Here is a 21,104-nt window from a genome sequence, read left to right as displayed (position 1 = left end):
CGCTGTGCAGCGCGCTCTTTTTGTTGTCAGCGATGCAGCTGATCCCCGGAGCCGCGGGTGATCCTGACCACCAGGCCGTTGAGCGCCAGCAGACCAATCAGGTTGGGCAGCACCATCAGACCGTTGAACATATCCGACAGGTTCCACACCAGGTCTACCTTCTGTGTGGAGCCGATCACGATAAACACCACCACGATAACAGCGTATACTCTGGTGGCTTTCTTTCCGAAAAGGGCCTTCACATTGATCTCGCCGAAGAAATACCAGCCGATGATGGTGGAGAAGGCAAAGAACAGCATACAAATGGCCACAAAGGCGTTGCCGAAGGAGCCGAAGGCAGCATTGAAGGCGGCCTGGGCCAGAGCGGTGCCCTGAAGGGGACCGTTCACAGGCTGAAGCATCCCGGAGGAGATGATGACCAGGGCAGTCAGGGTGAGCACCACAAAGGTGTCGATAAACACGCCCATCATGGCGATGATACCCTGATCCTGGGGCTTTTCCACCTTGGCCAAAGCGTGGGCGTGGGGGGTGGAGCCCATACCGGCTTCGTTGGAAAACAGACCCCGGGCCACGCCGTACCGCATGGCCTCCCGCATACTCAGACCCAGAGCGCCGCCAAACACCGCCTGGGGGTCAAAGGCACACACGAAGATGGAGCGAAGGGCGGAGAGCAGAGTTTCGTGGTTGATGCACAGGATGATGATGCAGCCTACGATGTAGAAAAAGGCCATGATGGGGACGATCTTTTCGGTGAAGGAGGCGATGCGCCGCACACCGCCCAGGAAGATAAAGGCGGCAATGACTGCCACCACAACGCCTACCACCAGCTTGGGAATGCCGAAGGCAGTGTGGAAGGCGTCGCCGATGGAGTTGGACTGGACCATATTGCCCATAAAACCCAGGGCCAGGATAATGGCGATAGCAAAAAAGCCGGACAGGAACTTGCCGAACTTGCCCCGGAAGGCCGCCCGGATGTAGTAGAGGGGGCCGCCGGTCACATGGCCGTCGGCGTCGGTGGTGCGGAATTTCTGGGCCACCACGGCCTCGGAATAGATGGTGGCCATACCGAAGAAAGCAGACAGCCACATCCAGAAAATAGCGCCGGGGCCGCCGGAATACAGGGCGGTGGCGCAGCCGGTGATGTTGCCGGTGCCCACCTGGGCGGCAATGGCGGTGGTCAGGGCCTGGAAGGAGGACATACCCTCCTTGCCCGCCCGCGCGCCCTTCATGGAAAAGCCGCCGAACAGCCGGCGCATTCCTTCGCCGAATTTACGCAGCTGGATAAAACCCAGACGTACCGTAAAGAAAATACCGGTGGCTACCAGCAAAAAGAGCAGCGCATAGTCCCACAGCACGGTGTTGACCGCGCCCACCAGTCCTTCGATCCATTCCATTGTACTCTCTCCTCGTCTCTTGGGATTGCGGCAAAGAAAAGGGCCAAACCGCACGCACTGCGGTTTGGCCCTGAAATACAAGCAGAAAGACATCCGGTACACCGGATGCCGCTGTCCTTCACTCTGTCCTTTTGCCTGAGAGATTCGTGCCCCGTGGGGGCGCGTTGCACCTTCGGCATCCCCGCTGGGGGGACTTCTCCAGAGCCACATCCATCCACAGTCCTCATTTCCCGGGGGAAACGCCTGAGAGTTTTGCTCCTTCGGCAAGCCGTCGGCTTTTTCCTGTGGACTTCCTTTGTCGCTATGCGGCGGACGAATGTCCATCCGATTTGATATGCAGAACTATAGCACGGGATGGGCCCTTTGTCAAGCCCTTCCAGACTGCCGGAACGGGATGGAAAAAAGAGGAATTCCTGCGACAAGAAACGTACACATTTTCCATGCCGGTGGGCATATACTGATATGTACATCACCGGGAAGGAGGGAGTCAAATGAAGCAGTACCCGCATGATGATACCATTCAGCCCGCCGGTCCCAGCGGAGACGTAGATGATCTGATCTTCTGTGCCGATCCGGCCTGGTCCGCCAGCAGCCGATAAAAACCGCCCGCCTTCGGGCGGTTTTTTGGTGCCCTTCTCTTTACATCGGCCCTGCCGTTGGGTATAATAATATGGCTATTTTACGGAAATGAGAGTGGATCTATGTTACAGTTTGATGAATATAAGGTAAAGCTCAACAACCTGCGGCCCGAGCTGGAGGAGCTGGAGCAGGCGTTGGGTCTGGAGGCTGCCCGGCGGGAGGCCGAGATGCTGGAGTCGGAGTCCGCCTCAGACGGCTTCTGGGACAACCTGGAGAAGGCCCAGAAGGTGCAGCAGCGTGTGAAGAACCTGCGGGACAAGATCGAGGGTCAGGAGAAGCGCCAGAGCCAGTGGGAGGATTTGATGACCCTGTGCGAGCTGGGCAATGAGATGGAGGACGAGAGCCTGGTGCCCGAGCTGGAGGAGGGCTTTGCCAAGCTGCAGGCCGATATGGAGGAGGCCAAGCTGTCCACCCTCTTCACCGGCGAGTACGATAACTCCAACGCCATCCTCACCTTCCACGCCGGCGCCGGCGGCACCGAGGCCCAGGACTGGGCACAGATGCTCTTCCGGATGTATACCCGCTGGGCCGAGCGACACGGCTTCACCTGCAAGACCCTGGACTATCTGGACGGTGATGAGGCCGGTCTGAAGAGCGCCACCATCCTCATCGAGGGCGAGAACGCCTACGGCCATCTGCGCAGCGAGCACGGCGTGCACCGGCTGGTGCGGGTATCCCCCTTTGACGCCAACGCCCGGCGGCAGACCTCCTTTGCCGCCATTGAGGTTATGCCCGACCTGCCCGAGGACGCCGATGTGGAGATCCGGCCCGAGGACTACGAGATGCAGGTGTTCCGTTCCTCCGGCGCCGGCGGTCAGCACATCAACAAGACCTCCTCTGCTGTTCGTCTGATCCACCATGCCACCGGCATTGTGGTGTCCTGTCAGACCGAGCGCAGCCAGTTCCAGAACAAGGACACCTGTTTGCGGATGCTGCGGGCCAAGCTGGTGGAGCTGAAGATGCAGCAGCACGCCGAGAAGATTTCCGACATCAAGGGCGTGCAGCTGAAGATCGAGTGGGGTAGCCAGATCCGATCCTATGTATTCATGCCCTATCAGCTGGTGAAGGACAACCGCACCGGCTACGAGACCAGCAACGTCAACGGTGTCATGGACGGCGATCTGGACGGCTTCATTAATGCCTATCTGAAGGCGGAGGCTACCGGCAACTGGGCGGAAAAGTGATCCGCCGAAGGAAAAGGAGAATTTGCCATGCGCAAGGTACTCTATCTGCTCAACTATGCGGGTAAGGCGGGGACGGAGCGGTATGTGGAAACTCTGGTGAAGTACCTCTCTGCCGACGGATTGGTGCAGCCCTTCTTTGCCTATAACGAGGGCGGGCTGCTGGTGGAGCGGCTGGAGGCCATGGGAGTCCCCTGCCGACAGGTCACCATGCGCCGCCGGTTCGACAAGGGGGCCGCCAAGGCCCTGGCCGACCTGTGCCGGGAGTGGGACATCGATCTCATCCACTGCCATTACCTGCGGGAACACTATACCGCCCTGCTGGCCAAAAAGTACAACAAAAAGATCCGGGTGGTATATACCAACCACTTTGTCCTGGCCAATGATTTCATTACCCGTCTGTCCAACCGCTGGATGGACAAGCGGCAGGATCAGATGATCGCCGTGTGCAACAAGGGTAAGGAGCAGCTCATTGCCAACGGCTGGAGCGGCGACCGGATCCAGGTGATTTTCAACGCGGTGGATCTGGAAGCCTGGGCGGGGGACCGCTCGGAATCCACCCTTCGCTCCGAGTTGGGCCTGCCGGAGGACCGGTTTGTCATGCTGTGCGCCTCCCGCTTTGCCGACGACAAGGGACACAAGTACCTGATTGACTCGGTGAAGCGGCTGACCGAACTGACGGACAAGCCCTTTACCCTGGTACTGGCGGGAGACGGCCCCCTACTGGAGCCCTCCAAGGCTCAGGTCAAGGAGATGGGGCTGGAGGAGCAGGTAAAGTTCATCGGCTTCCGCAAGGATATCAAGAACCTGTACAAGGGCTCCGATCTGTATGTCAACTCCTCTCAGCATGAGGCCCTGTCCTTCCTCATCATCGAGGCCATGGCCGCCGGCCTGCCGGTGATCGCCACCGATATGGGCGGCAATTCGGACATTGTCAATGACGAGGCGGGCTGCGGCCTGCTGGTGACCTACGACGATCCCGACTCCATGGCGGGGGCCATGAAGCGGTTCCTGGAGGACCCGGATTTTAGCGCGGCCTGCCGGGAGAATGCCCTGCGGACCATCGAGGAGAAGTTCGAGATCCACAAGATGGCCAAGGTTACCTATGGTGTGTACGAAAAAGCTCTTCACGACTGATTCCAAGGAGTAAAACCTGATGTCTATCGCAAAAAACAGCCTGTTTCTTCGCTTCTTCCTGGCTTTCTGGCTGGGAATCCGGCAGGCCTGGGCGGGCAGTCTGCCCGGACGGGCCTGTGCGGGCCTGGAGCGGTGGTTTACCCGTCAGCTGCGGGGAAGCGTTCTCTTCCGTTTTGCCTGGCGGGAGGGGACCATCCCCAAGGCCTGGCCGGACAGCTTGTCCTGTCAGCTCTTTACCGGCATCATCAACATCCCGTGCGCCATCTGTAAGTGGCTCTACAAGATCGGCCGCCCGGTCTGGGACGGCAGCCTGTTCTGCCGCTTCCTGGGGGCTGTAGGTGGGGCCGGATTCTTCTTCCTGGGCCTGTTCATGCTGGTGATGCTGGTGGCCCCCCATGAGATGTGGAACAATACCTACGGTCTGCTGGGCGCGGTGGCCGTCACCGGACTGTTCATCATCGGCAGCGCCTCCCGGGCCAAGGACCGGCTGGAGCTGGATACGCTGGGGCCCTATATGAGCCTCTATATGGCCTTCATCTGCATTGCCCTGGCCGGGTCCATTGCCACCCGCCTGTCCATGCGCTTCTTCGCCTTCCACATCACCGCGTTCCTGCTGGTGCTGCTGGTGGTGAGCACCGTGCGGAAGTATGAGCAGCTCCAGCTGATGGTGGCCCTGGCGGTGCTGGGCATCTCCATCGCCTCCATTTATGGCTGCTATCAGGGATATATCGGCGTGGAGGTAGTGGCCTCCCAGCAGGATATGACCGTCAACGCCGGTATGCCCGGCCGTATCTATTCCTTCTTTGACAATCCCAACAACTTTGCCGAACAGCTGGTGATGCTGCTGCCCCTGGATCTGGCCCTCTTCCTTAACTCCCGCTGGCGGGGGAAGATCCTCTCCCTGCTCTCCCTGTGCGTGGGCGTGGTGGCCATCGGTCTTACCTACGGCCGCTCCTGCTGGATCGGTCTGGCCCTGGCGGTGGTGGTGTTCCTGGCCCTCACCGACTGGCGGTGGGTGCCCCTGTTTATCGTGGCCGGACTGCTGGCCATCCCCTTCCTGCCCGAGACCATCTACAACCGGATCCTTACCATCACCAACACTCAGGACAGTTCCACCCAGTATCGCTTTGAGATCTACAATACCACCAGCAACCTGATGCAGGACCACTGGGTCAAGGGCATCGGACTGGGTACCGACGTGATGAAAGAGGTATTCCAGACCTATCCCACCAACTTTGACGGCACCTATCCCATCCACACCCACAACAATTACCTGCAGATGTGGGCGGAGACGGGTATCTGGGGCGTGATCTCCTTCCTGGCCCTGCTGCTCTACCAGCTCAAGAGCGGCGTGAAGGCCTTCCGGGCCGCTCTGGACAAGCGCACCAAGCGGATGCTGGCGGCAGCCCTGGGCGCCTTCTGCGGCATCCTGGTGGTGAGCGTAGCCGAGTATACCTGGTTCTATCCCCGCAATATGTTCACCTATTGGTTCCTCTTCGGCGTCATCGCCGCCTGCGTCAAGCTGGTCAGACAGGAACAGAAAAAGGCATAACGAATATAAGCACAAAAAAGCGTCTGCCTCGGCAGACGCTTTTTTGTGCTTTTGTTGTTTAGCAGGGCTCCCGGGTCATCATTTCCAGGATCACATGGTCGGTCTCCCGCATACCCTGGCGGCCCAGCTCGCCTATATTCTGAATGGTGAGCTCCACGCCATCGCTGATGATGCCGTCGCCGGTGCGGAATTCCTGACCGTTCTGGTACATCTGATAGCCGAAGATACCGGCCTCCACCGCCATGCTGATCTTGGCGGCGCAGCTGGATTTGGCCCCGTCGCACACCACGCCGGAGTGGAAGGCCAGGGCGTTGACGATAGTGTGCTTCACCTGATCGTAACCGCCGCCCAGCAGATAGCAGATACCGGCGCCCGCCCCCGCTCCGGCGCTTACCGCGCCGCAGAAGGCGGACAGGCGTCCGATGTAGGTTTTTTGGTGGATGGTGCACAGGTCGGATACCGCCAGCGCCCGGTACATCCGCTCCTCGGGAATGCCCAGAGAACGGGCGTACTCGATGACGGGCACTGAGGCGGTGATGCCCTGGTTGCCGCTGCCGGAGACAATGACCACCGGCATCTCGCAGCCGTTCATCCGGGCATCCGACCCGGCGGCCGCCTTGGCCCGGGCCCGCCGCTCCAGGGAGGCCTCGGTGCTCATGAGCACCTTGCCCACATTGGCCCCGTAGGCGTGGAGCAGACCCTCCTCCGCAATGGCCATGTTGTATTGGATCTGGGGATCCAGCATGGGACGCAGGTCATCCACATCCACGCTGTCGGCAAAGTCCACGATCTCCTGAATGGAGAGAATGGAGCGGTCGGTGAGGGCGGTCTCCTGCTCTCCCTTCACCGGAATGTCAATCTCCTTTATTCCGTCCTTCTCCAGCAGCACGATGTTGGTGTGGTAGTTGGCGATGCGCAGGGTGACGGTGTGGCCACCGCCGGTGAGGGTGATGGTATAGTCGAAAGTCAGGGGGGTGTCGGCCAGATGGACCCCGATGGGGTGGGACTGGAGAAAGTCTGCTATTTCCGCCTTCTGCTCCTCCGTCACAACCGAAATGACTTCCAGTACCTTGTCCGGGTCGCCGGCCACCAGTCCGGCGGTAACGGCGGCGGGGATACCCTTCAGCCCGCCGGTGTTGGGAACGATGACGCTCTTCACGTTCTTGATCAGGTTGCCGCTGACCTGCACGGACACGGCCTCGGGCAGGCAGCCCAGGGCCCGGCGGGCCACCGACGCGCCATAGGCCAGGGCGATGGGCTCGGTGCAGCCCATGGCGGGGACCAGCTCTTCCCGCAGAATCTGCAGGTAAGCTTGATAGTGGGGATCGCTTTTCTTCATGAACGGTTCTTCCTTCCCGCGGCTCCCAAGGGAGCGCGCTTTTTCCTGTTATCTACATGATATCCGACCTTTCCGCTGTTGTAAAGAGGTCCTTTCCATCTCAGGAAGGGACCTCCCTATTTTGACGGAAGTTTGGAATTTAAAAAATTTTTTCCTTCGGTGTATGCTGCCGTCCAACTTTTGGGGGTGGAACCGCTAAAAGTGAAGAGAAAATGAAGACTCTTCCAACAGCGAGCGGGGCGATACAGGGATGGGACGGCCGCGCCGGTAAAAAAGGAGGTGAACGGGATGGCCAAATTGCAGGAATTATCCGGGCAGTATCGGGAGGCGGCCGCCCGGCTGAGACTGAGGCTGGAGGCGGCAAAAGAGCGCCTGGAGAGCCAGGAGGGAGCGGAGCGGCAGGTGACCAACCGGGAGATCCTGATGCTGCGGGAGATGCTGCGGGAGATGCGGGAGCTGCGGCAGCTGTCGGAGGAATACTACACCCGGCCGAGAAGCGGGAAATATACCACTGCCGACCTGATCGCGCCCCGGGTCAACGAGGAGAAGCGATGAGCAGTGCCAGAGAGATCAGAGAACGGGTCAGGGTGCTGCGGAAGCAGAAGGCCGCCCTTCAAACTGAGCTGGACGGGGCGCAGGGAAGAGAGAAGAAGGCTTTACGGCTGGAACTGGCCCGGACGGAGGAGGATCTGACGGACTGTGCCCGGCAGCTGCGGGAACTGATGCCCCGGCACAGGATCAGTCGGGGCACCACTTGGGCCGGGGGGGATGGCTGGCGGTGGGACAGGATGCAGTATCAGACCTGGGCAGAGGTAGAAAGCGCGGAGGTATCAGAAGGCCCCACTGAACAGGATAAAATGCGTCTGGCGGTACGGACGGCCCGGACGGGGCTCACGGATGTTCAGGAAGTCTATCTTGCAGGTACCGGCGACGGCAAGCCCCAGGCCCAGGTGGCCCGGGATGTGGGCCGGAACCGCTCCACCGTATGCCGTACGCTGCAGCGGGGACAGCGCCGCATTGAGGCGGATGCCAAAGTCCTCTATCAGCTGTTGAGCGGTCAAGAGGGAGGCCCTCTGGTGGTGGATCTGGGGAAGCGGTCGGTGCTGAAGGCGGTGCTGGACCGGCTCACCCTCCGGCAGCAGACCTATCTGTATCTCTATTACGGGGAGTGGCTCTCCCTGCGGGAGATCGGCGCCCTGCTGGGGGTGGACCACGCCTCGGTACTGCGGTCCATTCGATGCGGCCTGAAGCGGCTGGAGAGTCTGGTTCTGGGGGCAGAAGTAGAGGTGCGGGGGCTGGACAGCCTGGAGGAGCGGCTCATGGCCCACTTCAACGACCTGCCTCCAGAGGAGAAGCCCCGGGAGAGACGGCCTTACCGGAAGTGGAATAAAACAACACCCAAGCCTGTGCCCATCCAGCTAAAAGACCGGCTGCTGCGATTTGTCCGGGGTGGACAGGTGCGTACGGTGGAGGTGGGAGGTCCTGCTCCGGATTTCCGGAGTGACAGTTGGAGCAGTGGCCGGCTGCTGGCCTGGCTGAAAGGGCAGGGGGGAGGACGGCAGGAAAGGAAATCATGGCTTCGCAAGCTGTTGTATCACTTATTGACACGGATGAGGAGGGATCTGGATGTTGACCATCATTGAAATTGAGGCCAGAGAAGACGGCGGCCACGGCTTGCAGAGCCAGAGTCACCGGACGGAGTGCTGGTTGGAGGGGTGGATCTCAGTACCGCCCCAGCTGGAGAAAGCGGCCTGGGATTGCTGCGGCTACTGTGAGCTGGACATACGCAATGGCGTTTTGGTGGGCCTGACTCCCGGCCAGGCTCCGGAGCCGGGACCTGCCCCGGAGCCTGAGCCCACAGAGCTGGAACGGCTGCGGGCGGATCTGGACTATCTGGCCATTATGACGGGGGTGGAATTGTGAACGTATATGAACTGGCCAAGAGCTACTATCCCAGACTGTGGGATGAGCAGCGTATACAGGCCCTGGCAGAGGCGGGCAAATTGACGGCGGAGGAAGCCGCGGCCATTCTGGGTCAGACGGAGAAAGCGGAATAGAACATCATGACACAGACAGCCGCCCTGTGCATTGCGTCCATAGGCGCAATGCACAGGGTGGCTGTTTTATCTTTTATAGGCTCAAAGAACGGTGGGGGCCGACGTCTGAGCGGATGTACAGAAACGGACAAACTCCTCCATTTCCCGGGTGGCCCATTTCTCACGGTGATAGAAGATCTGGCCGTACATCACCGCTTTGAGGTCGCTGACATCCACAATGGACAACTTTCCTTGGCGTACCGGCTCCTCCACCAGAAAACGGGGCAGGAAGGAAAGCCCTTCCGTCTCCTCTAAAACCCGCAGCAGGAAAGAGGCATAGCTGCTCTCCAGTGCGGGGGTAATGGCCTGGCCAAAGGCAGCCAGGCGGTGGTCCAGCAGACGCCGGTAGTTGGCATCCCGCTCAGTCAAATAGAAGGGCTTGTCCAGCAGATCCACCAGCTTGTGGGATGTACCGCTGAGCTCTGTCCCCAGAGAGGCGGAGGCCACCACCACCATCTCCTCCGGCTGCTCCAGCATCTTGCACCAGCCGTTGTTGTACAGGGGTTCGTCCAAAATATAGATGATGTCCAGTTCTCCACGCTCCATTTTGGAGATTAATTCCTCCGGAATGCCGGTGGTGATCTGCAAGTTGACCTGGGGATGCTGGACCCGAAAATTCCGGATGATCCCAGGAAGCTTGGCATAACATAGGGACTCCAGCGTGCCGATATGGAGCTGTCCCTGAAGAAGTTCCCCCGATCCGGCTACGGACAACCGAGCCTTGCTCACGTCCTGCATAATGTTAATGGCGCTGTCCAGAAAGACCCGGCCCTGTCCTGTCAGAGCGATCCGCTTTCCCATGCGGTCGAAGAGCCGGACCCCAAGCTCCTCCTCCAGCAGGCGGATTTGTACAGTTACCGCCGACTGGGAATACCCCAGACTGGCGGCTGCCTTGGAAAAGCTCTGAAACTGGGCGACCCGTACAAATGTGGTCAGCTGACGCAGTTCCATACCAAGCCCTCCTTCTGTCTTTCTTGCCTGTTATTAATAAAATTCAACTATCTAATAAATTAGATTTGTTTGATTTAATTATTGTGCAATGTTATACTGAAGCCTCTAAAAAGTCAAGAGGAAAATAGACAAAATGGAGAACGTCAAAGGAGGAATCTGTATGGAACAGAAACGTATCAAAATCGGCTTGATTCCCAAACTTATCCTGGCGATTATCATTGGTATCCTGTTTGGCAGCTTTATGCCGGAGTGGTTTAATCGTGTGATTGTAACCTGCTCCTCTATCTTCAGCACCTTCCTGTCCTTTATCATCCCGCTGATGATTGTGGCCTATGTGACCATGGGCATTGCCAACCTGCGCAGCGGCGCTGGCAAACTGCTTATCATCACCGTGCTCCTGTCCTACTTTTCCACACTGGTGGCGGGTTCCGCTTCCTATCTGGTATCCTCCAATCTCTTCCCCTCTTTTATGAGCGAGGGTGCCCTGGACCAGATCGCTGCCACCGCCGACGTCTCCCTGGAGGGCTACTTCTCCCTGTCCATCCCGCCCCTGCTCAACACCCTGTCTGCCGTTACCCTGGCCTTTGTGCTGGGCCTGTGCCTGTCCACCATGCGGGGCAAGGAGATCGGCGACAGCCTCTATCACGGCATGGAGGACTTTTCCGCCATCATTGACAAGGTGCTGCACAAGGTCATTATTCCCCTGCTGCCCTTGTACATCTGCGGCACCTTCACCAATATGACCTATTCTGGAAAGACTTTCGCCATTCTGGGCATCCTGTGGAAGGTGTTCCTGGTGGTCATCGCCATGCACCTGATCTATATCTGCATCCAGTTTTTTGTGGCAGGTGCGGTATCCAAGAAGAATCCCTTTGCGCTCATCCGCAACCAGATCCCCGGCTATGCCACCGCTATCGGTACCCAGTCCTCCGCCGCCACCATCCCTGTCAACCTGGAGTGTGCCAAGAAGGACGGCATCCTGGAGGAGATCCGCAACTTTGTGGTGCCTCTGTGCGCCAACATCCACATGGCCGGTTCCATGATCACCATCACCGCCTGTGCCACTGCCGTTTGTCTGATGTACCAGCTGCCCATCAGCCTGGGTACTGTGGTGCCCTTCATCATGACTTTGGGTATCGCCATGGTGGCTTCCCCCGGCGCCCCCGGCGGCTCCATTATGACTGCGCTGCCCTTCCTTTATATGGTGTTCGGTACCGAGGCCGGCGACGTGAACGGCCCCATCTGTGCCATCATGGTGGCCCTCTATATCACGCAGGATTCCTTTGGCACCGCCTGCAACGTATCCGGTGACAACGCCATCGGCACCATTGTCAACGCCATTTACCAGAAGTTCATTCTAAAGGCGCCCGCCGCCTCGGAGGAGTGATTCTATGTCGTTCATCAGCGTATTCGACGTACTGGGACCCAATATGATTGGCCCGTCCAGTTCCCATACTGCCGGCGCTGTGCTCATTGCCAACGTGGCTCACAAATTGCTTGCCCCGCCGCTGAAGCAGGTGGACTTTACCCTGTATGGCTCCTTTGCCAAGACCTACCACGGCCACGGCACTGACCGGGCCCTGCTGGGCGGCATCATGGGGTTCTCCACCGATGATCTGTGTATCCGTGACTCCTTCCGCATCGCCAATGAGCGGGGGCTGGCCTTCTCCTTCACGCCCAATGAGGTGGAGACCGACATCCATCCCAATACTGTGGATATCCGTATGGAGAATGCTGCCGGAGAGGTCATGACGGTTCGGGGCGAGTCCCTGGGGGGCGGCAAGATGCACATCGTGCGCATCAACGGCGTCCGTGTGGATTTCAGCGGCGAATACGCCTCGGTGGTGGTGGTCCAGCAGGACAAGCCCGGTGTGGTGGCCCATATTACCAAGGTGCTCAGTGACCGCAACGTGAACATCGCCTTTATGCGGCTGTTCCGGGAGGGCAAGGGAGATACCGCCTACAGCATCATCGAGTCGGATGGCACCCTGCCCGACGGCATTGATGAGGAGCTGCGGGCTAACCCCTATATCCGGGACGTTATGATCGTTCAGTCATAAGGAGGCGGGAACATGGAGTTTAAAAATGCCAATGAACTGCTGGCGCTCTGCCGGCAGGAGGGGTGTCCCATCTCCGAGATCATGCGCCGCCGTGAATGTATTTTGGGAGAGACCACGGTGGATACGGTCACACGGCGGATGAACCGGGTGCTGGAGATCATGCGGGAGTCGGCTACCATTCCGCTGACCAGCCCTGTCCGCTCCATGGGCGGACTCATCGGCGGAGAGGCCAAGCATCTTGCCGCCCATGCCGCCAAAAAGAAGGACATCTGCGGTCCAGTATTGCAGAAAGCCATTGCCTATGCCATGGCTGTGCTGGAGGTCAACGCCTCCATGGGCCTGATCGTGGCGGCTCCCACCGCCGGGTCCTCCGGTGTGGTGCCCGGTCTGCTGCTGGCCCTTCAGGAGACCTACCATATTTCAGATGCCCGGATCGTGGATGGGCTGTTCAACGCCGGCGCTATCGGCTATTTGGCCATGCGGAATGCCACCGTGGCCGGTGCTGTGGGCGGCTGTCAGGCTGAAGTGGGTATTGCCGCCGCTATGGCCGCCTCCGCCGCCGTGGAGCTGATGGGGGGCGAGCCGGAGCAGTGTCTCAGCGCGGCTTCCACTGTGCTGATGAATATGCTGGGGCTGGTGTGCGACCCGGTGGGCGGTCTGGTGGAGTACCCCTGCCAGAACCGCAATGCCGCCGGTGTGGCAAACGCACTGGTGGCCGCCGAGATCGCATTGAGCGGCATCCGGCAGCTGATCCCCTTTGACGAGATGCTGGCCGCTATGTATCGGGTGGGCCGCCACCTGCCTGTTGAGCTGCGGGAGACCGCCCTGGGCGGCTGTGCAGCTACCCCTTCTGCCTGTGAGCGGTGTGGATGCTGCAGTTGATCACTTAATATCAAATAAAATGGCCGCTCAAGGGCTACTCCTCATAAGGACTTCTTGAGATTAACCCAAGAACGACCGATTGAGAGAGGCCCTGGGGTGTCTGGCCCAAAAGTGTCAAACGAGAAAATAGCCGCAAGCCAAAAGAAATTGGCTTGCGGCTATTTTCAAGTCAGTTTTTTTGATGGATGGAAATGACCATTGAACTGACACGGGACTGTATAAATTATAGTTTTATCTCAGGTCTCAGACAAGTTTGGTTCCACCCAAGATATTTTTTAATTGACAAACCACATATCACGCCCTATAATGAACGTCGTTCATATTGAGGTGATCGGATGAATACTGTTGTAACATCGAAAGAAGAGATTTTAAAAACCAGCCGGGAACTGATCCAGCAGCAGGGTTGGTCCGCAGTCAGCATTCGCTCTGTGGCTACGGCCTGCGGTGTATCTGTGGGGTCTATCTATAACTATTTTGATTCCAAAGCGGCGCTGGTGGGAGCTACGGTGGAAAGTGTCTGGTGCGAAATTTTTCACCGCCCGGAAGATGGAGCTGTGTTTCAGGACACGCAGGCCTGTATTATCTGGATGTATGGGAGAATGGAATACGGCTGCAAACAGTATCCCGGTTTCTTCACCCTCCATTCTCTGGGCTTCATGCGGGAGGATAAGCCGGACGGAAAACGGCGAATGCAGCAGACCTGGCAGCATATTTTGGAGGGCCTGAGCGCCGTCTTGAAGCAGGATACCAAAATTCGCCCTGGTGCGTTTACCCAGCAATTTACAGTTGAAAAATTTGCAGACGTCCTCTTTTCCCTGATGCTGTCCGCTCTACTGCGCCAGGACTATGATCCAAACGCTGTGCTGGAAATTGTCCGCAGGACCCTTTATTAAAATTCCCGCTGTGGGGTGGGAATTTTTTAACCCGGAAACTGAACCTTGTTCAACAAAAGGAGTACGCCTATGAAAGTAAAACGAAATACCCTGTTGCTCCTGGCCTGTCTGGTATGGAGCGCGGCGGGCTTCAACATTCTTCGCATTGGATTGATTGCATACCAGCCTTATCGATCTGTGCTGAATTTCCTGTTGTCTGCCCTGGTTTTTGCTGTGTTTCAGAGATTTATTTTTGGAAAGCTGGTGAAAAAGCATACAGCCAGAATCAGAGGCTATCGGGAGGAGCGCCATTTCTTTCTCAAATTCTTTGATGAAAAAGCCTTCGCTATCATGGCGGTCATGATGTCCGGTGGAATCGGTCTGCGGGTGAGCGGATTGGCGCCTGAGCGGTTTATCGCCGTCTTTTATACCGGTCTGGGGGCTTCCCTTTTGCTGGCCGGATTACTGTTTGGCCGTAACTTTGGTAAAGCCGTGTTGGCCGGTGCCAGCGTTCAAAATAAAACTGAGCATAAAGGAGAATAAAGGATGCAAGCAATAGTAGAAACCCTGTTTGATACGGTCTATCTGATTTCCGTCATTACCATCGGCGTACTGATGATCCGGGGAAGCAAGCGAGACAGCCAGTTCAAGCTGTTTGGCTGGATGGCTGTGGTGCTGGGAGCAGGCGATTCCTTTCACCTGATTCCCCGGGCCTTGGCCCTGTGTACCACTGGACTGGAAAACTATATCGTCCCTCTGGGGCTGGGTAAATGGATTACCTCGGTCACTATGACCATTTTTTATGTGCTGCTCTACTATGTGTGGCGGCAGCGGTATCAGATCAAAGGCCGAAATGGCCTGACGGCTGCCGTGTATGTCCTGGCCGGTGTGCGGATCGCCCTGTGCATGATGCCGCAGAATCAGTGGCTCAGCGCGGAAGCGCCCCTCTCCTGGGGCATCTACCGCAACATTCCCTTTGCTCTGCTGGGTCTCCTGGTGATCGTGCTGTTCTATCGCAGCGCAAAGGAGTGTAAAGATCGGGCATTCCGATGGATGTGGCTGACCATCGTGTTGAGCTTTGGCTTTTACATCCCGGTGGTGCTGTGGGCAGATACCATCCCTATGATCGGGATGCTGATGATTCCCAAGACCTGTGCCTATGTGTGGACGGTTCTGATTGGTTACTTCGCCATGAAGAAGGAATGCAAATAAAGGAGGAATGAACATGAAACGATATATGAATCTGGCTCTGCTGTACGCTGTCCTTGCTATGGTGGGAGGCGTGTTTTATCGGGAGTTTACCAAGTTCAACGGCTTTACCGCCAAAACCACCCTGGGGGTGGTGCATACCCACTACTTCCTGCTGGGTATGGTGTTTTTCCTGCTGTTGCTCCTGCTGGAAAAGAACTTTTCTTTCACCGGACCCAATACCGGGCGGATCCTGACGGTCTATCAGATTGGCCTAAATCTGACTGTGGTGATGTTTGTGGTACGGGGCGTGACCCAGGTGCTGGGAACTGCCCTTTCCTCTGGTATGAGTGCGGCGATTTCCGGTATTGCCGGGATCGGTCATATCCTGCTGGGTGTCAGTCTGGTGCTTGTACTGATGCAGATCAAGCACAGTGTATCCGCTGCGAAGGTTTGATTTGAGGTTTCTTAAAGGTTGGACCGCTATACTGAATTGATTTCAGAAAGGAGGCGGCCGAATATGCGGATCTTGCTGGTGGAAGATGAAGAATATATGGCGCAGGCTGTGGCACAAGTTTTAGAAAAAAACAATTATACCGTCGATCTGGCTCACGACGGAACATACGGCCTGGACTGTGCGCTTTCTGGTATCTATGACAGTATCATTCTGGATATTATGCTGCCGGAACACAGCGGTTTGGAAATCCTGAAAATAATTCGCCAGGAAAAAATTGCGGTCCCCGTCCTGTTGCTTACCGCCAAGAGTGAGACGGAGGACAAAGTGACCGGGCTGGACTTGGGGGGCGGATGATTACCTGACAAAGCCCTTTGAAATGCAGGAGCTGTTGGCCCGACTGCGGGTTTTGGCCAGGAGGAAACAGGAAATTTCTGCTCAGAGTGGGTGTGCGTTTGGGGATATATATTTGAATCCTTACACCCTGTCTCTCTATTGCAGAAACCAGTCATTTAAACTCACCTTGAAAGAAAGCCAACTTTTAGAAATGTTGATGGACGCGCGAGGCGGCGTGATTTCAAAAGACCGGATCATTGAGAAGGTCTGGGGGTTTGACAGTGATGCCGAGGATCGCCATGTGGAGGTCTACATCTCATTTTTGCGAAAAAAATTAAAGGCTTTGGGGACTGATACCTCCATCGAGACAGTCCGCGGAATGGGGTATGCACTGCGGGCTGGGAGGTAAGCATATGTTCAAAAAGCTGAAACACCGTTTTATCCTCACCAACATGGCAATGCTGTCGATAGTGCTTTTGCTTTCTTTCGCCGCCGTTTATCTGATTACTGCCTATCAAATACAAAAGCAAAATCTATTGAAACTGGAGAATATTCATTCCACTACCCTTCGCTACCAAGAAGCCAATGAAAGAAGTGATTCTTTCCAAATAGTTGGAGTTGCCCAGGAGTATGCCGATGCCTTTGGCGTGATTGTGGATGAACAAAATCAATCGGTTTTTGACAGTTCTTTTGGCGCACTATCCAGGGAGTGGATTAACCAGGCCATCCAACAGACCAACGGGCGTAAAGAAGGAGAAATTGAATTGGAGGGGCGGCGGTTCCTCTTTTCAAGGACTCCTGCCTATGCGAAGGTGGAGTCCACTTCCGAGGACGCCACCATTGAGCAATTCAGCCAGATTGCGTTTTTGGACATTACAGTGTCAAAGCAAAGTTTACTGGAACTATTGGCCGCTTTTGTAGGCGTAGGCGTCCTGACACTGCTGGCTATGCTGGGAATCAGTATCCTGTTGGCAAAACGGGCGGTTGTTCCTATCGAGCAGTCCTATCATAAGCAAAAGCAGTTTGTTCAGGATGCGTCTCATGAACTCAAAACTCCGCTGGCTTCGATCCGCGCCAACCTGGAGGCATTGCAGGCAAATAAGCAGAAAACCATCCAGAGCCAGGAAAAATGGTTGGATCACATTTCCCATGAAACCGGGCGCATGAGTAAGCTGGTGACAGAACTTCTGGAGCTTGCACGTGCCGACCAGACGGAGCAAGCGGTAAAGCTGGAACCGATCTGCCTGAGCAATTTGCTGGAGCGCACCCTTCTGTCTGTTGAGACTATGCTATATGAAAAAGGGGTTTCTCTTGAGCAGCAAATTGAGACAGACGTTTCTGTGGACGGCGACCTGGATAAAGCGGAACAGGCGATTCAGATTTTGCTGGATAATGCTTGCAAATATACAAATACAGGAGGACCATTGAGGTCTGCCTGCATCGCCAGAGGAAATATGCAATCCTTACAGTTTCCAATACGGGAGAAGGAATCCCACCAGAGCATATGGATAAAATCTTCGACCGCTTTTATCGGGTAGATAATTCCCGGAAACACACAGGCAGTTACGGTTTGGGATTGTCCATTGCCAAGTCCCTTGCGGAACAGATGGGAGCAACCTTGCCCGTATGCAGTGAGCCAAACCAAAAGACTACATTTACCATCCGCTGGGAACGCATTTAACCAGAACCCCTGAGTAAAAGCCTTCGGAATACTCCGAAGGCTTTTCATTTTTCTGATCTGCCATTATAGCTTTCTTAAAGGTGCGCCTTATATACTGCTTTGGTAAGGAAGCCAACAAGGAGGCGCGCAGTAAAAGTGAACATACGAAAGCATAAGATTCTATGAATTTGCAGTGGCTTTTTAGCCTACCTGTGGTATTGTGTCTTGCTGCAGGGAGGCGGGACACATGAACGATACATTGAAATTACTGTACAACAGATTTCATACCGCTTTATCCATGTCAGAGGCTGAACAAGGAATTGAAACTTATCACGGGAAACTCATTGAGCGTCTGGAAAAACCTAGGAGAAAACTGGTGCTCGGGTCATGGACGCACAGGGCCTAATTGCAGAGGAACGTTCTATGGACAGCTTCCTTTGCGGGTTCCAGTTGGCATGGGAACTGGCATATAAACGGAATCATTTTGAAATGAAAAGGCATCCATCTTCAGTGGAAGAAACGGAGACGGATACCTGATTACACCACGCCTGCTTTTTCAAAATGCTTCTTGAGCATTCTATTTGCAATGAAAGAACCCAATAGAGCACAAAGGGCAGTCACAGCAAGCATCAGAACAGCAAACCACGGTGTTGTCATATTTGTCAGGATTTGCAGATATTCCGTTCCAAAACTATCTGCATACAGTTCCATGGTTTGAGAGGCCATAAACAAAAACGGCACATACATTCCGCCAAAGCTGAGCGCCAGTGTGGTAAGGACCCATCCCAATGTCAATGTACTGGTTTTGCAAATATCTTTTTTACGCATAACAAGAAGATTTATGGCAGCGGCAGTAATACACAAAAGAATGCAGGGAATATAAAAATCAATCATTCCCATCACAGCGGTATAAATGAACAGCATAAATGGATTTTTGGTTTTTACCGCCACAAGAAAATAGGTGATACCTGCAAGGATCGACCATGCAGGCAAAACCAGTACCATCGTATAAGGCGTCATTGCCAGGAGCGCACAGAGCGCATACAGCACAAAGCCGCAGGCCATCAGCAGTGCGGTAACGACCAGATCTTTGGCTTGAAACTTTTTTGAATTCATCGGAACTCCTCCTTTTGATCATAAAAATGAGTATATGATAATGGCTGTATACAGAACCATCATACCAAAAAGAATCACAGTATCTTTGGCCCCAAAGCGAATATTGCGATAGTGCGTTTTCTGACAGGGAAAGCTGATCCCTCTGGTTTCGGCAGAGGCGGAAAGCTCCGTGGCTGTCATCAGCACCCGCATGAGAAGCGGCACCAGAAAACCTTCGTAGACCTGTACGAGGTGTAAGAGAAGCTGCCTGGGCGTCAGGCCGATCCCCCTTGTCTGCATTCCCTGTTTGATATAAGTAATATCCTGCCGCAAAGACGGGATAAAACGCAGGATAATGGCAAACGGCAATACAATACACATGGGCAGCCGCATATTCTGCAATGCGTTGATCAGCTCTGTAATGTCGGTGGTTTGATAGAGGATCACCATGGAAAGGGATATGCTGATGATCCGCAGGAAAAACAGGTGGATCATCGAAGTAAAAAACAAAGGCACGATTTGGGCAACCAGAAAGAGAAGCGTATAAACCGCCGCAAATTTTGTCGCAACGCCATACAGCCCATTTGCCAGTACAAACACAACGACAACAGCGAACAGGAAAACCCCCGTATATTCACCGCTCAGGGCGAAAGCCAGGAGTGTGGTCAGCAGGATTTGCAGAATCTTCAGCCTGGGGTCGTAGTAAAAACCTTTTCTATGTGGTATAGAGCCGTTTCCCATCGGCTTCACCCCCTGTCCGCTGCATATCTTCCTCCATGAACCTTCGGATACCTTGCAGGGTTTCTGTATCTTTGACCTTCCTGTCTTCCAGCAGAGCACCGCCGGAGAGCAGGCATACCCTGTCTGCCACAAGGCTCAACAGCTCCAAATCATGTGTAATGACAATGACCAGCTTTCCGATTGCCTGCATTTTTTGAATCGCAGCGGATACAGCCAGCATATTGGTATAGTCCAACCCGCTGGTGGGTTCATCCAGGACAATGACCGGCTTTTCGGAAAGCAGCGCCGCAGCGATGGTCACACGCTGCTTTTGCCCACCGGAAAGGGCATAAGGATGTACCGTTCGGAATGGTTCCAAATGTAGAGATTTCAGGATCTCTGTGATTTTTTCTTCCAGTTCCGGCGTTTTTTTATGCCCCAGCCGCAGCTCCGCTTCCACACTGTCTGTATATAGCTGATGGTCTGCTTCCTGCATGACGAAATACACCTGATCTGAAAGTTTGCTGCCTTTGACCTTTTTCCCGTTGTACAAAATCGTTCCTGACCGAAAAGGGATCAGCCCGGAAAGCGCCTTTCCAAGCGTGGTTTTGCCGGTTCCGTTTTTTCCCACAAGGCCGATCACTTCGCCGCCCGATGCCCGAAAAGAAACATCTTGCAGCAGGTCGTTTCCTTTATCCCATGCAAAGCATAGCTTTTGAACAGCAAGCGTAACCGACGCATTGCCTTTGGCGTCCGCAGTTTCTTTCCCATAGGAAACGCTTTTCAAATCGAAGGTACGCAGTCTGCGCTCCTCCATTTGTGCGGCGGTCAACCGTGACATTTCCTGCTGGGTGAACACTTCCGCAATCCTGCCCTGTTCGATGCGGATAAAGCGGTCAGCCAAATCGTTCAGATAGAACAATCTGTGTTCCGACAGGATCACGGTATGCCCTTGTTGTTTTAACCGCAATAAAATATCATGAATCTGGTAGATGGACTGAATATCCAGATTGGCGGATGGTTCATCCAATACAAAGATATCCGGCTGTAAGGTGAGTGCGGCGGCAAAAGCAATTTTCTGTCGCTCTCCGCTGGATAGATCAAACACATTTTTCTCACGAAGATGTTGGATGCCGAGGGTTGAAAAGGCATTTTCTACACGGCGCACCATTTCTTCATGGGGTACGCCGTAGTTTTCACAGGCAAACGCCACCTCGCAGGAGCTGTTGGTGGTAAAGAACTGGCTTCTTGGGTCTTGAAAAATGGAAGCAATTCGTTTTCCGGCCTCTCCCACGGAGGTCAGGCGAATATCCTTTCCCAAAACCTGCGCCGTCCCCTGCAAATCACCCTCATAAAAATGGGGAATTAAGTGATTGATACAGCGGGTCAGGCTGGTTTTTCCGCAGCCGCTTTCTCCCGTGAGAACAAGAAACTCCCCGGCGTGAACATGGAGACTGGCATGGTCGATGCTCGGCTTTTTCTGATTCTCGTACTGGAAGCTCACATCCTCCAGTACGATTTGTTTTACGTTCATTCGGATAGATCACC

25 protein-coding genes and 2 riboswitches are annotated in these 21,104 nt (G+C 55.3%); of the genes, 19 read left to right on the top strand and 6 right to left on the bottom strand.

Annotated features, from left to right (window positions below):
* Window positions 1–26: 26 nt before the first annotated feature.
* Window positions 27–1,394 (bottom strand): alanine/glycine:cation symporter family protein, encoded by a 1,368-nt coding sequence (locus WHJ28_RS06415; protein WP_340040783.1) that lies wholly within the window; start codon window positions 1,392–1,394, stop codon window positions 27–29.
* Between the two features lie 121 nt (window positions 1,395–1,515).
* Window positions 1,516–1,598: riboswitch (glycine riboswitch) on the bottom strand.
* A 3-nt stretch (window positions 1,599–1,601) separates the two neighbouring features.
* Window positions 1,602–1,689: riboswitch (glycine riboswitch) on the bottom strand.
* A gap of 406 nt (window positions 1,690–2,095) precedes the next feature.
* On the opposite strand from WHJ28_RS06415, the gene prfB reads away from it, so the two are divergent.
* From prfB to WHJ28_RS06400, 3 genes are read left to right on the top strand one after another with little or no spacing between them, the layout of a single operon-like run.
* Window positions 2,096–3,217: a peptide chain release factor 2 gene (gene prfB / locus WHJ28_RS06410; protein ID WP_209346275.1), complete on the top strand. Its 1,122-nt coding sequence runs from the start codon at window positions 2,096–2,098 to the stop codon at window positions 3,215–3,217.
* Between the two features lie 27 nt (window positions 3,218–3,244).
* Window positions 3,245–4,351, top strand: coding sequence for a glycosyltransferase family 4 protein (locus WHJ28_RS06405; protein WP_340040781.1), 1,107 nt, complete (start codon window positions 3,245–3,247; stop codon window positions 4,349–4,351).
* A gap of 19 nt (window positions 4,352–4,370) precedes the next feature.
* Complete coding sequence (locus WHJ28_RS06400) at window positions 4,371–5,903, top strand: O-antigen ligase family protein (RefSeq protein WP_340040780.1); 1,533 nt, start codon at window positions 4,371–4,373, stop codon at window positions 5,901–5,903.
* Window positions 5,904–5,961: 58 nt separating this feature from the next.
* Here WHJ28_RS06400 and WHJ28_RS06395 read toward each other — a convergent pair whose 3' ends face one another.
* Window positions 5,962–7,242 (bottom strand): L-cysteine desulfidase family protein, encoded by a 1,281-nt coding sequence (locus WHJ28_RS06395; protein ID WP_340040778.1) that lies wholly within the window; start codon window positions 7,240–7,242, stop codon window positions 5,962–5,964.
* Window positions 7,243–7,530: 288 nt separating this feature from the next.
* Between WHJ28_RS06395 and WHJ28_RS06390 the strand changes: the two genes are divergently transcribed.
* The 4 genes from WHJ28_RS06390 to WHJ28_RS06375 are packed head-to-tail and all read left to right on the top strand — an operon-like array spanning window position 7,531 to window position 9,299.
* Entirely contained in the window at window positions 7,531–7,797 is a 267-nt protein-coding gene (locus WHJ28_RS06390; protein WP_340040776.1) for a hypothetical protein, read from the top strand.
* The gene (locus WHJ28_RS06385) at window positions 7,794–8,885 is read left to right on the top strand and encodes an RNA polymerase sigma factor sigma-70 region 4 domain-containing protein (protein ID WP_340040774.1); all 1,092 of its coding nucleotides are present in this window, start codon (window positions 7,794–7,796) and stop codon (window positions 8,883–8,885) included. Before WHJ28_RS06390 ends, WHJ28_RS06385 begins: the two co-directional genes overlap by 4 nt.
* Window positions 8,869–9,165 carry a toxin-antitoxin system toxin subunit gene (locus WHJ28_RS06380; RefSeq protein ID WP_340040771.1) on the top strand — a complete coding sequence of 99 codons (297 nt, stop codon included), beginning with the start codon at window positions 8,869–8,871 and terminating at the stop codon, window positions 9,163–9,165. The genes WHJ28_RS06385 and WHJ28_RS06380 overlap by 17 nt, the downstream gene beginning before the upstream one ends.
* Window positions 9,162–9,299, top strand: coding sequence for a hypothetical protein (locus tag WHJ28_RS06375; RefSeq protein ID WP_340040769.1), 138 nt, complete (start codon window positions 9,162–9,164; stop codon window positions 9,297–9,299). The genes WHJ28_RS06380 and WHJ28_RS06375 overlap by 4 nt, the downstream gene beginning before the upstream one ends.
* An 81-nt stretch (window positions 9,300–9,380) precedes the next feature.
* Here WHJ28_RS06375 and WHJ28_RS06370 read toward each other — a convergent pair whose 3' ends face one another.
* Entirely contained in the window at window positions 9,381–10,289 is a 909-nt protein-coding gene (locus tag WHJ28_RS06370; RefSeq protein ID WP_340040767.1) for a LysR family transcriptional regulator, read from the bottom strand.
* Between the two features lie 160 nt (window positions 10,290–10,449).
* On the opposite strand from WHJ28_RS06370, the gene WHJ28_RS06365 reads away from it, so the two are divergent.
* From WHJ28_RS06365 to WHJ28_RS06315, 12 genes are all read left to right on the top strand, one after another.
* Window positions 10,450–11,676, top strand: a complete 1,227-nt coding sequence (locus tag WHJ28_RS06365; protein WP_340040765.1) for a dicarboxylate/amino acid:cation symporter — start codon at window positions 10,450–10,452, stop codon at window positions 11,674–11,676.
* Window positions 11,677–11,680: 4 nt separating this feature from the next.
* Window positions 11,681–12,349 (top strand): L-serine ammonia-lyase, iron-sulfur-dependent subunit beta, encoded by a 669-nt coding sequence (sdaAB, locus tag WHJ28_RS06360; protein WP_340040763.1) that lies wholly within the window; start codon window positions 11,681–11,683, stop codon window positions 12,347–12,349.
* Window positions 12,350–12,361: 12 nt separating this feature from the next.
* Window positions 12,362–13,231, top strand: a complete 870-nt coding sequence (sdaAA, locus tag WHJ28_RS06355; protein WP_340040761.1) for an L-serine ammonia-lyase, iron-sulfur-dependent, subunit alpha — start codon at window positions 12,362–12,364, stop codon at window positions 13,229–13,231.
* Between the two features lie 335 nt (window positions 13,232–13,566).
* Entirely contained in the window at window positions 13,567–14,124 is a 558-nt protein-coding gene (locus WHJ28_RS06350; protein ID WP_340040759.1) for a TetR/AcrR family transcriptional regulator, read from the top strand.
* 69 nt (window positions 14,125–14,193) lie between these two features.
* Entirely contained in the window at window positions 14,194–14,646 is a 453-nt protein-coding gene (locus tag WHJ28_RS06345) for a hypothetical protein (protein WP_340040757.1), read from the top strand.
* Window positions 14,647–14,649: 3 nt separating this feature from the next.
* On the top strand, window positions 14,650–15,315 hold the full coding sequence (locus tag WHJ28_RS06340) for a hypothetical protein (protein ID WP_340040755.1): 666 nt from the start codon (window positions 14,650–14,652) through the stop codon (window positions 15,313–15,315).
* A gap of 13 nt (window positions 15,316–15,328) precedes the next feature.
* Window positions 15,329–15,748, top strand: coding sequence for a DUF2871 domain-containing protein (locus WHJ28_RS06335; protein ID WP_340040753.1), 420 nt, complete (start codon window positions 15,329–15,331; stop codon window positions 15,746–15,748).
* A gap of 18 nt (window positions 15,749–15,766) precedes the next feature.
* Complete coding sequence (locus WHJ28_RS06330; RefSeq protein ID WP_340040751.1) at window positions 15,767–16,102, top strand: response regulator; 336 nt, start codon at window positions 15,767–15,769, stop codon at window positions 16,100–16,102.
* 112 nt (window positions 16,103–16,214) lie between these two features.
* Window positions 16,215–16,490: a winged helix-turn-helix domain-containing protein gene (locus WHJ28_RS06325; protein ID WP_340040749.1), complete on the top strand. Its 276-nt coding sequence runs from the start codon at window positions 16,215–16,217 to the stop codon at window positions 16,488–16,490.
* Between the two features lie 4 nt (window positions 16,491–16,494).
* Window positions 16,495–17,619 carry a sensor histidine kinase gene (locus WHJ28_RS06320; protein ID WP_340040747.1) on the top strand — a complete coding sequence of 375 codons (1,125 nt, stop codon included), beginning with the start codon at window positions 16,495–16,497 and terminating at the stop codon, window positions 17,617–17,619.
* Window positions 17,505–17,762, top strand: a complete 258-nt coding sequence (locus WHJ28_RS16495) for an ATP-binding protein (RefSeq protein WP_425461107.1) — start codon at window positions 17,505–17,507, stop codon at window positions 17,760–17,762. Before WHJ28_RS06320 ends, WHJ28_RS16495 begins: the two co-directional genes overlap by 115 nt.
* 226 nt (window positions 17,763–17,988) lie before the next feature.
* Window positions 17,989–18,147 (top strand): hypothetical protein, encoded by a 159-nt coding sequence (locus WHJ28_RS06315; protein ID WP_340040745.1) that lies wholly within the window; start codon window positions 17,989–17,991, stop codon window positions 18,145–18,147.
* Window positions 18,148–18,278: 131 nt separating this feature from the next.
* Here the strand turns inward: WHJ28_RS06315 and WHJ28_RS06310 are convergent, their stop codons facing one another.
* The 3 genes from WHJ28_RS06310 to WHJ28_RS06300 are packed head-to-tail and all read right to left on the bottom strand — an operon-like array spanning window position 18,279 to window position 21,090.
* Window positions 18,279–18,857 carry an MptD family putative ECF transporter S component gene (locus WHJ28_RS06310; RefSeq protein ID WP_340040743.1) on the bottom strand — a complete coding sequence of 193 codons (579 nt, stop codon included), beginning with the start codon at window positions 18,855–18,857 and terminating at the stop codon, window positions 18,279–18,281.
* 18 nt (window positions 18,858–18,875) lie between these two features.
* Entirely contained in the window at window positions 18,876–19,577 is a 702-nt protein-coding gene (locus tag WHJ28_RS06305; RefSeq protein WP_340040741.1) for an energy-coupling factor transporter transmembrane component T family protein, read from the bottom strand.
* The gene (locus tag WHJ28_RS06300; RefSeq protein ID WP_340040739.1) at window positions 19,552–21,090 is read right to left on the bottom strand and encodes an ABC transporter ATP-binding protein; all 1,539 of its coding nucleotides are present in this window, start codon (window positions 21,088–21,090) and stop codon (window positions 19,552–19,554) included. Before WHJ28_RS06300 ends, WHJ28_RS06305 begins: the two co-directional genes overlap by 26 nt.
* Between the last annotated feature and the right edge of the window lie 14 nt (window positions 21,091–21,104).

It is taken from the genome of Flavonifractor porci (assembly GCF_037572415.1).
Classification (GTDB): Bacteria; Bacillota; Clostridia; order Oscillospirales; family Oscillospiraceae; genus Flavonifractor; species Flavonifractor porci.
This window is presented reverse-complemented; position numbering and strand designations above follow the sequence as displayed.